The organism is Spiroplasma ixodetis, assembly GCF_059729505.1.
Genome location: NZ_AP038353.1, coordinates 1051820 through 1064026 on the forward strand (window position 1 = coordinate 1051820; position 12207 = coordinate 1064026).

General features: G+C 23.8%; 20 protein-coding genes. 6 read left to right on the forward strand and 14 right to left on the reverse strand.

What is annotated here, in order from left to right; genetic code table 4:
- Positions 1-37: 37 nt before the first annotated feature.
- Complete coding sequence (locus tag AC6I4F_RS06790; protein WP_497873302.1) at positions 38-1312, reverse strand: hemolysin family protein; 1275 nt, start codon at positions 1310-1312, stop codon at positions 38-40.
- Positions 1313-1447: 135 nt separating this feature from the next.
- On the opposite strand from AC6I4F_RS06790, the gene AC6I4F_RS06795 reads away from it, so the two are divergent.
- Entirely contained in the window at positions 1448-2101 is a 654-nt protein-coding gene (locus tag AC6I4F_RS06795) for a hypothetical protein (RefSeq protein ID WP_497873303.1), read from the forward strand.
- Positions 2102-2778: 677 nt separating this feature from the next.
- Here the strand turns inward: AC6I4F_RS06795 and AC6I4F_RS06800 are convergent.
- The 9 genes from AC6I4F_RS06800 to AC6I4F_RS06840 form a co-directional block, all read right to left on the reverse strand.
- Positions 2779-3627 (reverse strand): hypothetical protein, encoded by an 849-nt coding sequence (locus AC6I4F_RS06800; RefSeq protein ID WP_497873304.1) that lies wholly within the window; start codon positions 3625-3627, stop codon positions 2779-2781.
- A 9-nt stretch (positions 3628-3636) separates the two neighbouring features.
- On the reverse strand, positions 3637-4698 hold the full coding sequence (locus tag AC6I4F_RS06805; protein ID WP_497873305.1) for a hypothetical protein: 1062 nt from the start codon (positions 4696-4698) through the stop codon (positions 3637-3639).
- Positions 4699-4700: 2 nt separating this feature from the next.
- A complete protein-coding gene (locus AC6I4F_RS06810) occupies positions 4701-4892 on the reverse strand; it encodes a hypothetical protein (RefSeq protein ID WP_497873306.1) in 192 nt (63 codons plus the stop codon).
- Between the two features lie 212 nt (positions 4893-5104).
- Positions 5105-5377: a hypothetical protein gene (locus AC6I4F_RS06815; protein ID WP_497873258.1), complete on the reverse strand. Its 273-nt coding sequence runs from the start codon at positions 5375-5377 to the stop codon at positions 5105-5107.
- A 12-nt stretch (positions 5378-5389) separates the two neighbouring features.
- Entirely contained in the window at positions 5390-5650 is a 261-nt protein-coding gene (locus tag AC6I4F_RS06820) for a hypothetical protein (RefSeq protein WP_497873259.1), read from the reverse strand.
- A 33-nt stretch (positions 5651-5683) separates the two neighbouring features.
- Entirely contained in the window at positions 5684-5884 is a 201-nt protein-coding gene (locus tag AC6I4F_RS06825; RefSeq protein ID WP_497873307.1) for a hypothetical protein, read from the reverse strand.
- Between the two features lie 16 nt (positions 5885-5900).
- Positions 5901-6074, reverse strand: coding sequence for a hypothetical protein (locus AC6I4F_RS06830; protein ID WP_497873308.1), 174 nt, complete (start codon positions 6072-6074; stop codon positions 5901-5903).
- Position 6075: 1 nt separating this feature from the next.
- On the reverse strand, positions 6076-6393 hold the full coding sequence (locus AC6I4F_RS06835) for a hypothetical protein (RefSeq protein ID WP_497873309.1): 318 nt from the start codon (positions 6391-6393) through the stop codon (positions 6076-6078).
- Positions 6394-6602: 209 nt separating this feature from the next.
- Positions 6603-7640, reverse strand: coding sequence for an IS3 family transposase (locus tag AC6I4F_RS06840; RefSeq protein ID WP_497873310.1), 1038 nt, complete (start codon positions 7638-7640; stop codon positions 6603-6605).
- Here AC6I4F_RS06840 and AC6I4F_RS06845 point away from each other — a divergent pair.
- Positions 7608-8348, forward strand: a complete 741-nt coding sequence (locus AC6I4F_RS06845) for an IS1595 family transposase (RefSeq protein WP_497873311.1) — start codon at positions 7608-7610, stop codon at positions 8346-8348. The genes AC6I4F_RS06840 and AC6I4F_RS06845 overlap by 33 nt on opposite strands.
- On the opposite strand, the gene AC6I4F_RS06850 is transcribed toward AC6I4F_RS06845, so the two are convergent.
- The 4 genes from AC6I4F_RS06850 to AC6I4F_RS06865 form a co-directional block, all read right to left on the reverse strand.
- Positions 8343-8585: a transposase gene (locus AC6I4F_RS06850; protein ID WP_497873312.1), complete on the reverse strand. Its 243-nt coding sequence runs from the start codon at positions 8583-8585 to the stop codon at positions 8343-8345. The genes AC6I4F_RS06845 and AC6I4F_RS06850 overlap by 6 nt on opposite strands.
- A 47-nt stretch (positions 8586-8632) precedes the next feature.
- The gene (locus AC6I4F_RS06855) at positions 8633-8968 is read right to left on the reverse strand and encodes a hypothetical protein (protein ID WP_497873313.1); all 336 of its coding nucleotides are present in this window, start codon (positions 8966-8968) and stop codon (positions 8633-8635) included.
- 132 nt (positions 8969-9100) lie between these two features.
- Positions 9101-9376, reverse strand: coding sequence for a hypothetical protein (locus AC6I4F_RS06860; protein WP_497873314.1), 276 nt, complete (start codon positions 9374-9376; stop codon positions 9101-9103).
- Positions 9377-9701: 325 nt separating this feature from the next.
- On the reverse strand, positions 9702-10433 hold the full coding sequence (locus AC6I4F_RS06865) for a rolling circle replication-associated protein (RefSeq protein ID WP_497874680.1): 732 nt from the start codon (positions 10431-10433) through the stop codon (positions 9702-9704).
- Between the two features lie 345 nt (positions 10434-10778).
- Between AC6I4F_RS06865 and AC6I4F_RS06870 the strand changes: the two genes are divergently transcribed.
- The 4 genes from AC6I4F_RS06870 (at position 10779) to AC6I4F_RS06885 (ending at position 12072) form a co-directional block, all read left to right on the forward strand.
- Entirely contained in the window at positions 10779-11267 is a 489-nt protein-coding gene (locus AC6I4F_RS06870; RefSeq protein ID WP_497873315.1) for a hypothetical protein, read from the forward strand.
- Positions 11268-11511: 244 nt separating this feature from the next.
- The gene (locus AC6I4F_RS06875) at positions 11512-11688 is read left to right on the forward strand and encodes a hypothetical protein (protein ID WP_497874793.1); all 177 of its coding nucleotides are present in this window, start codon (positions 11512-11514) and stop codon (positions 11686-11688) included.
- The gene (locus AC6I4F_RS06880) at positions 11688-11930 is read left to right on the forward strand and encodes a hypothetical protein (protein WP_497873317.1); all 243 of its coding nucleotides are present in this window, start codon (positions 11688-11690) and stop codon (positions 11928-11930) included. The genes AC6I4F_RS06875 and AC6I4F_RS06880 overlap by 1 nt, the downstream gene beginning before the upstream one ends.
- Positions 11920-12072, forward strand: coding sequence for a hypothetical protein (locus tag AC6I4F_RS06885; protein WP_497873318.1), 153 nt, complete (start codon positions 11920-11922; stop codon positions 12070-12072). The genes AC6I4F_RS06880 and AC6I4F_RS06885 overlap by 11 nt, the downstream gene beginning before the upstream one ends.
- The last annotated feature ends 135 nt before the right edge of the window (positions 12073-12207 follow it).

Below are 12207 nucleotides of genomic sequence, written 5' to 3' on the forward strand. Positions count from 1 at the left end.
TTTACATTGTAGCATTTAAATAAAAATACTGCACTAACTATTCTCAGTTATTTTTAATTTTTTTATTAGTAAAAATTTCAACTTCAAAAACAGCAAATTCTTTGCGAATCTTTATAACTTTAAATGAAAAATTTCGAAATTTTAAAAGTGGACTATTTTTCCTTACTTTCTTTACTTTTGTTTTGAACATATATCATTCTTGGACAGTTTGTTTATTATAATTTGGAGGTTTTCTTTTTAAATAACGTTTAAATACTACTTCAAGTTTTGAAGAACCATCAACACGAAACTTATGTGTTCCTATTTCTTGTATCAATCCAATTTCATCAGTTTCATCATAAATTTCACCAACTAATTCTTCAAGAATATCTTCAAGTGTAATAATACCATTAAAATCTTTTTTATCTTTATTATTGCAGACAATAGCTATATGCATTCTTTCCGTTTGTAAAATTTCCAATGCTTCATTTAACTTAGTACGCTTAGAAATAAAAATTGCTGGTAACATTAATTGTAATAAATCTGGATTTTCATTTTCTAACATATTAATAATAAATTCTTTAATATTTAAAATACCAATTACATTTTGATTAACATGATCTAAAACAGGAATTCTACTATATTTTTCTTCTAAATATATATGTTTAATAACTTTAGGTGGCGTATCATCATAAATATATTTAATTTTACTTTTGGGATGCATAGCTTGAAAAACTGATTTTTCATCAAATTTAATTGCAGATTCAATTAAATCACGTTCTGCTTTTTCAAGAACTCCTTCTCTTTCAATTATTGAAATCAATTCAATAAGTTCTTGTTCAGAACTTGTTGGTTTTTTACTTTTAAATTGAAATAAAGTAACAATAAAAGTTATTGGATAAAAAATAATATTAAGAATATACAAAATATATGCATAATTTAAAGCTATTGTCTCAGGATGTAATTTTGCAACACTTTTAGGTATAATTTCACCAATAATTAAAACAACAATCGCCGAAACTAAAGTTGATATTAAAGGACCATAAGCAGGAGAAACATGAAAAGAATCAATAAATAATATGGTACTTAAAGTACCAATTCCAACATTAATTACTGTGTTACCAAGTAAAATTGTTGTTAAAGTTACATTATAATTTTTAACTAACTTAAATACAATATTAGCACGACGACTTTTCTTACTACGTAATTTACCAATAGATTTAATTCTTATAACATTTAAAGAAGTTAATGATGTTTCAGCAGATGAATAAAAACTACTTAAAAATAATAAAACTAGCAATATTATTAAATAAATATACCAATTACTGTCCATATAGAAAAAAACTACTCCTTTTGATTTTTATATTGTTATTAAGATTATAACATAGTATACTTAGTACGTTATATTTAATTATTAATTTATTACTCATATAAATTTATGATATTATATTGGAGGTGATGAAAATAAATGCGTAAAAAATTTTGACTAATAGCAGCCTTAATAATAGGCACAACAACCATTTTACAAGTTAGTGCTTGTACAGATGATTCAAAATATCAAGAATTTATTAGTGATGTTAATAGTGGGAATGCTTTTTTTGGCATCCTTGGTGCTGCTGATAATCCACTTTCTAAGCAAATTATTGACGGTTTACACACAATGCAAATCAAAAATAATAATGCAGCAAGTAAATGAGATAACTGATTAACAGAAAAGAAAACTGAAATAAACAGTGTTACTACTAATGGAACTATTGATATTAAAATTTATGAAAAATTTCCTTATGCCAACCCTAGTAGTGATATTGTTAACCAATTTTGAAATGATAAAAAAATTAGTTGACAACAACAAATTTATCATTGACTACTTGAACATAAAATTTCTGATAATAGTTCAGCACCTGTTGCTGATTCAGGTGTCAAAGAAATTCAAAATCCTGTTGATAAAGAAAGAGCATTTAAAGCTTTACCAATTGTTTTTATTGTTAATAAAGGTAAACTAATAACTGTTGGTCAAGAATGAGAAACTATTGATGGTCCAAATCAGTTTTTTGATCAACTAACAGCTTTAATCACAGGTAATCTATTAAAAACTGCTGCTAAAAAACTATATAATTTTTAAAAGAAGATAATTATATATCTTCTTTTACTTTTTTATTTCTTAATATTTTTTATTCCATTTTTTATAAATTGATATAACTAAAATACGTGTTTATTTTTTATTGTATTTTATTTATAAGGTGCTAAAATTTTAGTAGATAAGCAAATTTAATAAAAATAACAATAATTCTAAACATTTCGGGCGCATTAATTTAATAGATAGATTTAGAAATAACAAAGAACGATATAACTATCGTTCTTTTTTTGTTAAAAGATTAAAACTTCATAAAACTGTTGTAGAAGTCTAATAGTGAGTACGAAATGTAAATACTTCTATATCAGAATAAAAGAGCATTTAATGTTAAGTAAGTTAAAATGTTACACTGTATTGCTTAATGTAATTATAGATTAATTTGAATAGCCTTATTATGGCTTAATAAAGAACCAATTAATCTAATTAATAATTACATTTGTATTATTTAAGAAAATAGGGGGTTTTATATATAAATACATACCTAATTAACAATATCATAACACAATTAAAAAACATAAAGGAGAAAAATAAATATGTCATACATTTATTTAATAAAATATCAAGTAATAGGGGCTTTGCCCCTCGTTGCTTCGCAACTCACCCCAGCGGGGATAAACCCCGCGGCCAACCCAACAAAAGGTTCTTTGTTGGTTCCGGCCATTTTTTTAATTTTTATCTCCCTTTTTCTTTAAAATATTATCTAATTTATCTAAACCAGCAGAGTTAATATCATTATAAGTCATATCAATACTACTTGCTTCTTTGAGATGTTTCTTAGGTGACAATTCACTTTTAAGTTCATGCACATAATGCAATGCCCTAGAATTATACCTTTTCAATCAATATCTAGGAAAAAATAAAGTCATAGTCATTGCTTCATCACTATAACTTGAAGGCATTATACCTTTCTTAAAAATTTTCTTGGTTTTACGTCGTGAAAATACTACTTTATTATAATCATCAATATTAGTATACAAATTAATATTAAATACAACAAAAAATAATAAAACACGCATTTTTTTAACTTGAACAACATATTCCACTTTTTCTCTTGCTTGTACTGGTATTCTATTAGGGTGTTGTTCAATCAAATACATTGTACCATTAAACATATGACCTATTAATTTACAAAATTGTCCTAAACTTTCTTGTTGATTTTTAAATTGCATTCCTAAATCATTAGAATTTATTTTTAATGCTAATTCATCTAAAATTATTAAATCTTCTTCCTCAAAAGCATAATTACTTGCTAACTGATTAAAAGTAAAAACATCATTATAATTTACTAAATAAGAATAACCATTTTTTAATTTAATAGGAAAAAGACTAACTACTCTTTTCTTATGAGTTTGTGCTAGACAACAAGCAAGAGCAGATTTGCCAGTACATGGTGGTGCTGAAATAATATAACTACCAACTCGTTTTAAAATTTTAACATTACGAATAGTTATAAAAATTAAATAAATAATCATAATTAAACCTATAATTAATAATACATAACCATATAAAGGCATAATAAACTCCTAACCTACAATTAAACTAATTGCTCTAACAAATAATCATAAAGGTATAATATTTTCTATTCCACTAACAATATCAACATTTAAAGCAGTACTAATAGTATCTGAAAAAATATGTCGTAATAAACTATCTGTGGTAAAAAGAAACTGTCTTAATGGTTCAACTAGTAAAACTGTACCAACAACTCCATAAAGTACTCATCTAAAAGCATTACGTAAATGTCCAAAAACATCATATCAACTAACACGCTCATACTCAGGGTTAAAAGAGCTATTTGGCAGTACTGGTGTTACTTTGTCGCTTGAAAAAATATTAATCTGACCAAATGAAACCTCCGGCGAAATAGTTAAATTTGTAGTTCCATGAATATCAAAAAATACAGTTAAATGTCTTAAATTTGAAACACGAACTGGCATAGTAACAAAATTATACAAATCTTGCATATAAACATCATTACCAATTGTTCCTTTAAAAACATATTTTGTATCACCAACATAATCTAAAAAACTAAAAGCAAAATCACCAGTAAATGTAAAAAAAGCCTCATAATTAAAATAAAACATAAAACCTTGAATATAAAAACTTAAAGGTTTATCAATTTCAAAATTTAATTCAAAACGTAAATTTAAAGGTTTAACTCAATGATTTAAGTTTTGAATAAGAAGTCGATTTTTTTTACCATATTGAACAAAATTATGATTAAACATAATACGAGAAATATCATCTAACTGATATCTCCTAAAAGAATAAACACTAGTTCCAGTATTAAGTGTTATCTTTTTAACACCTACAACATCACTTTGATATTCAAAATCCAAATCATTATCTAAACCACCTATAATTTCGCCACTAACTAATTTTAAATCCGGTTGGTCAACATCAAAATAAGCAGAATTTCATGGAATAGTTGATCAATCATTAAAATCATTATACTTAATGTGTTTAATCATTTCTTTTTTAATATCATAATTAACAACATTAGGGTCATTTGAAGCAATTAAACTAGTAGGTGCTTGAACAGAAGTATTTACAACAAAAAATAATTTAGCAAACTTAAATCACATAATTATTTACCAATGAAAATTTTTAAAACTATTCAAAAACCATAAAATATAATAAATCCAATAAAAAAATGAGTTCCATAAACTACTAAATTTCATAAAATAGTAGTAAAAACATCAATTGGATTACCCATAAACATAGTTCAATAATCAAAAATACATTGATGTATTTTATTATAAATTTCTAAAACACTCATACTTAACACCTACCCAAGCAATGACTTAAAAATGAATTTAATACTAGGATAAATAAAATTAAAAAATACACCTAATACTAACCAAAAAGTCAAATTAAATAAAATATAAACTTCATTAGTGATATTTGGTTGATTTAAAAATACACCAATATCATTATTAGAAAATATAAAAATTAAATGCAATATACTATTCACAAAATCACTCATCATAATTAATCTTCTTTCTTTTTATTTTTTTTTCTAATAGAACTAGCAACTCTTTTACCCAATTTTTTAGAACCTCTACTAATTTTTGAAAATCCTTGTCTAGTAGAAACTGGTTGAATATCAATACTTAAAAACACTGACATAGCAAATTTAATTAAAAGAATAAAAACTACAAAAGTACCTAAATTAAAGCCTAAATCTGCCATTGGTAAATTTCAAAATTTCATAAAAATTTGTCCAAATAGTTCTAAAACTTTTGAAATAAAAGCAACACCCATAACTGATTACTCCTATATAATTTTTAATAACTTTAAAATTAATGAAAAAGTAAAAACAACTAAAATTATTGCTAATAATGGTACTGGCATAGAAACTATTTGTTGTGAACTATCACCAAAAATAAAACTTTTAATAACGAGAGATAAATTATGTAAACCAGAAAAATCAGTAATATAACTTTGCAAAATATTTTGAACAATATTATTTAAAGAAGGCAAAAGTTTACCTAATAAAGGAAAAACAAAAATTATTGCAAAAAATAATTTAATCATAACTATTACCTCCTAAAAACAAATTAATAAATTCTATCTAAAACCACTAATAATATGTCCAATAAATTCTTTAATAAATACTAAAACTATCATAAATATTGGAATTAATACCGGTCAATTTGTCATAATAGAATCACCAGCAAACACTCAATTAAAAACATAACTAAAAGATTCTAATAATTTTTGACCTATTCCTTTAATCATATCAATTAAAGCACTTAATCCTTTTGGCATACTAATCACCTCCCTCCTATAACTCTTTTCTTGCTCTTTCTTTACGCTTTTGTTCTTTACAATATCAACAATCATGCTCAATAACTTCATGTTTTTTATGTTTAAATTTTCAAAATAACTTTTTAATAGAATCTTTAAAAAATCAAGAAGTACCAAGCACAGCAATTATCACAACCACTCATTTAACCATTTTAAACACCCCCTAATGTATAAGCATAAGAATAATCTCAATTTAATGAAACACTATCATAATTTAAATCAACATCAACAATACCATCATCATCCACACTTTGATAATCATTAACACTACCATTAATTAATCTTGCAGTTTCATCAGTAAAAACTTCTTGCATTTGAACAACATTATTAATATTTCCAAATGGTAACAATAACTGATTTATAATCTCACTTGCACCGGCAATAATCGTAGGAATAGCAAAATAATTATTAAAATCATTATTAATACCAATAGCAACACCACTACTAATAAAACAACCACCAGTACCCATATTTGCTATCTTTCTTATATTTTGAAACCTATTAGGTATTAATTCAGTTAATCCACTAATAACATTTACTATACCAAAACTATTTAAAGATATATAAGTATCTCAATCTACAAAAGGGACATCAATTATCGGTTTAACGGTTGTAAATGGTGGATACGTTGGCTTAGGTGGTTCAGTAGGACAAGGTGGTGAAAAAAATGGTTCATCTCTTAATAAAGAAACTGTGGAATGGCAACTTTATTTATTACTGTTTTTTTGGTAGACATTTGTGCTTGGTATTTTATGGGGGTTAAGTAGTTTAGAGTGCTGTGGATTCTTATGTTGTTGTATCAATTGATATAATCAAATAATTCTAATTTTAATTGGATTAATGATGTAAAATTTTTATCATTAATAAAATTTGTTTTGAAAGTTTTGAAAGTTGCTTCAGCAACAGCGTTATCGTAAAAACAACCTTTTTTGCTTAAAGAGTGGGTAATATTGAAGGCTAATAAAAGTTTATCAATAGTTTTATTATTAAATTCATTACCGCGATCGCTATGAAATATTTGAATATTTTTTAAACAACGATTTGAGCACATAAATGCTTTATATACTAATGATGCATCTTTTTTAGTACCTACACTATGTCCAATAATTTCGCGATTGTACAGGTCGATTAATAAGCAAATATAGTTTCATTTACCATTAACTTGAACATAAGTTAAATCACTAACAATAACTTCATTTTTAAGCCTATTATTAAAGTCTCTATTAACAAGATTAGTAATTTGACTATCATTGACTTTATTATGATATTTTTTGTATGATAATTTAGTGTATTTTGATATTAAATTATGTTTATTCATAATTTTTTTAATTTTTCGTCTTGATAAATTAATTTTCTTTTCTTTTAGAACAACTTTTAATCTTCTTGTTCCATAAGCTTCTTTATTTTCTTTAAAAGCACTAATAACATTTTCATCATACATATTATTTTGAATTTTATCTTCTTTTTTCTTGAAATTAAAATAATATGTTGATTTAGAGATTTTTAAAAAACGACACATTGTACGAATTTTATATTTAAGTTTATTTTTGATAATAATTTCTATTTTCTGCCTATTATTAATGCTGCTTGCTTTAAAATATCATTTTCCATTCTTAATTTTTTTACATGCTTTTCTTAATTTAATTAGGAAATTATCCCCACATGTACTAGTGTGGAGGAAAAAATGAATTGAAATGAATTCAATAGCATATTTCAAAATGAAAACGATTGTTTGAAATATATAGCGAAGTTGAAAGTAATGAAATGTATCAGGTGTGCTTCTTCTAGTTTGAATGTTTCTGATTTGAGAAGAATAAGATGTTTGAAATGTCATCAAACATTTAGTATTCTTCATGACACCATTTTTCACAAGTCACAAACACCTTTGACATCTTGGTTTTATCTCATCTTTAGATGAATAAACACCAAACATGGAATTCCATCAACAGATGTTGCAAGGGAATTGGGTGTGACATATAAAACAGCTTGAAGAATGAATCATGAAATCAGAACTAGAATTTGGAATCAAGATGCAGGGTTCATTGATGATGGCACAGCACAGATGAATGAAATGTATCTTTCACATGTAGGTTTTAAAAAACAAGGAAGATCCTTGTTGAATAAAACCTTGATTGTTGGAGTTTATGAGAAAACCAGCAACAAACTAATTGTGAAAGTATTGAAAAAAGCAGATGAGAAAAACCTTTTATGATTTGCATTGAAACACATTTCTATTGGGTGTTGTTTGTTTACGGATTCTTGGAAGGGATATGGAAGTTTCAAAAACTTCTATCACAAACATGAAATCGTAAATCATGAAGTTGGGTATGTGTCATCAACAGGTGTAAACACAAACCAGATTGAATCTGCATGAAAACACATCCGACGAACTTTCCGAACACACATAAAAATTTCAAAACTATAATTTTGTGTTTGATTTAGATACATGTGGGGATAATTTCCTAGATAGGCTTTTATCTCCATTTATGTGATAAAATTTAAAAATAGTTAATCTTAATAAAGATAATAAAAGCCTTCAATTATAAGTAGCTGCTCTTGTAACATTGTACTCTTTAGCAAGACAAGACACTGACTTACCGCTTTGATATAAAGCTACTATTTGTTTTTTAAATTCATCTGAATATGAGTTAATATTGGCCATAATTATAATTCCTTTCTTTTAACTAATTTGTTCACTTGTCTACGTAATTAGTGTCCAATAAAGTGTAACCCATCCACTGACTTATCTACATATTGAACAAAATTAACATAATTAATCAAACCAATTGTTCCTAAACCTAAAAATATTTTTTTATAACTATTAATAACTTTATTTCTAGTAATTAGTCTTTGATTAATATTCCATATATCAATTCCTAACTTTTTACTAAATAACAAAGAATTAATAAAACCTAATACTGGGTCTTTTAAATATTGACCATAATAAGCACTTACGCCAACCATAGCACTTAATTGACTTAATCCAGTTCTTAAAATTTTAGTTAAAGTATAATTACTAGTTTGTTCAAATTCATTAATAGGCATAAATAAAACTCCTTATATTTTATAAAATATAAGGAGTTTATATATGAATTATAATCTAATCCATTGTGGTTCAAAATGAAAAATATATAATCCATATATGAACCCCTTATTTAATTTTTAATTTATACATTATTATTTTCATTCAGTAATATCTACAATAGTACCGGATAAATCCAAAACTAAATTATAATAATTACCAACTTTTAAATTTAATTTATGTAAATACTTTGAAAAGTCATTAAAAACTGTTGGATTATAACATTTATCCCTTACCTTACCAGTAGGAATATTTGTTTGTTTATTAATTTCCGAAAAAGTTAAAACATCAAAATTTAAAAATTTAGCTTGATTATTTTTATCGGGTATCATCTTATCTTTTTCAATATTAACTAATTGAGTTTTAAACATAAAAATTGCCAATCCTTTCTATAAATTTTAATAAAAAAATAATAAAAGAATTGGCAAACAATTATTTAATAATTAAATTAATAAAAGAAACTTTTAAATGAAGTATTTAACTATTCCTGGTCGGGAACTGCTTTACTAATTCAAATAAGTTAAATAATATTTAAAAACTAATTTTAAAAAATATTTATTTATAACAATATAATAACATATTTAACAAAAATTTCAATAAATATAAAAAATAATAATGATTACTATAATAAAAGTATAACAAAAACACAAAAAAATACAAATATAGTATATATATATTACTTAAAAAAATTTAAAATTAATGTAAAACACGATTTTTTAAAAATATTTTTTCAATTTTTCTTTTATCAAAAATTTTATAAAGAAAATCTAAAACATCATTTTTATTAAACTTATTTTTTAATCAATACCTAAATCGTAAACTTTCTAAACTAACATAGTATTGAAAATCTTTAAAATAATCATTAGTAACATTATAATCATAACTCCCACCAATTAATTGAGCACTACTTTGTTCATTTGGTTTAGTTTTAAATAAATAAAATTCTTTTGCTTTTTCACATGCTTGTACTAATTCTTGTAAATTTAACATTTTAGTACCACGAACTATAAGCGGATTTCTACAATTACGACTAAAAGAATATGCTTGAATGCCAACATCTTTTTGATTTAATGATTTAATATTTTCTTGTACTTTTGTTACATATTTAATTAAATATTTAACTACAAATTCATTAGTTCCTTTATAAACAACTCTTAAATCAACACCCTTAGAATTTCTAGCATGTGGTCATCATTGACGTATCATTGAATAAGGTATTTTACGATTAAATAATATATGAAAATGTACTTCTCCGCGGTCTTGATATTCATAAACATAAAAATATTTCAATTCACCTAAATATTTAGAACGTTTAGGGTCATTTCATCAACGTTTTAACAAAATAAAAAATAAACGAATATCTTTTTTTGCTTTTCTAATATCAGTTTCATTTTTATGATAAGTTGGCCGAATAAAAAATTGGTATATTTTATAAAAATCACTTGAGAGATAATACTCTCATTTTTAATTGTTAAACAATTATAATTAATTATTTTCTTAAACCAGCACTTTATTAAAGTAATTAATTATTACATAACTAAATAAAAATATTATTTAGACTATTGTGCTGGAATATTACAATAGTAATTTTTGTGTTGCTCTTTTACAATTTGATATTTTTTTGGTTCCCTTCCCCTAGAACCCCTACCCTCCAAGGCTTATGCTACTTACAGTAGCATAAGCCTTACGTAGAGTAGTATAAGTATTTAGTTAGTAGTATATAAGCCTTTTATCACTGTAGGTGATAAGGCTTATACATAGAAATGATTTGTAATGATTAATGTTAATTTAGATATTAAAAATAAAGTTAGAGAAACAACTAAAGGTATGTTATTAGAAATTGGTGAATATGAAACATGATTTCCAATTAAAGATACTACTTTTAATAAAAATAATAAAAAAATAACATTAAAAATAATTGAAGATTTTAATTATAAATTAGGTAAAAAATCAATTACAGAAAATATTGAAAGTATTAAAGGTAGTGATATTTTAAAATATATTAAAAATATTTCAGATATTACTACTAATGAAAATGAATTAATAGCTTGTACTTTTTATGAACAATATAATGGTTATTATATTTTTAAAAATGATAAAAATCAAGAATGTTTTAAATATAACATTACATGAGAACAAGATATGAAAAGTTTTAAAATCAATAATCCATATAAACATAATGATTTAGCAATAAATTATATTGTTATGCCAATGAAAAATATAGAAACTCATAATCAAAAAATATTTTATTTAAAGTATTAAAGGAAAAAATATGTTACTTAATGTTGAAAAAATAGAATTAATAAAAAAATTATGTAATGAAAAATTACTTAAAAATAAAAAATATATTGAAATACAAGAAATATTAAAAATTATAGAAAGGGATTAATAATTATGGAATGTAGAGAATATAGAATTAAAGGTTCATGTGATATTTGTCATAAAAATTCATCATATGCAAATAGAACTTGTAATAAATGTTTTTATAAATTAATGAGTGATAATGATGATTAAAAATACAACATTAGAATATATTAATGACAGAATTAATCAACATAAAGAAAATATTAAAGAATATAAAGAAGAAATTAAAAAATTAGAAAATTTTATTAAAGCAAATGAAATTAGAATGACCGAACTAGAAATAATAAAAGATATTTTACAAAAAGGAGAAAAAATATAATGAATTTTAATCAAAATCAGAAACAAATGAGTGATGTAGTAATGAAAAAAGATATGGAAAAAGTATTAGAAAATTTAAAAAATAAAATAAGAACTATTGCATTTAATAATATTTACGAAGAATTAGACTATATAAATTTAATAATAAATAGAATGTCAGAATATATTTATTCATTAGAACAAGAAATAATTAGAAAAAAACAAATAATTAAAGATAAATTGGAATTAAAAAATGAAATGTAATATTCATAATGAAAAATATATATGAATTAGTGAGATTGATAATAGTTATTATTGTAATAAATGTATTAATGAAATGATTGAAGAAGATATGTATTTAACAAGTGATAACTATGATAGGTTATATAACCATTATATTAATTAATTACAATTAGAAAATTTTAAAGGAGTGTAAATATGAATAGATTAGAATTACAAAATGCAATGAAATTAATAGAAAAATTTGAATAATTACAAGAAGAATTTAATGACAAATATGAAAGTAGTTTAGAAGTTATAA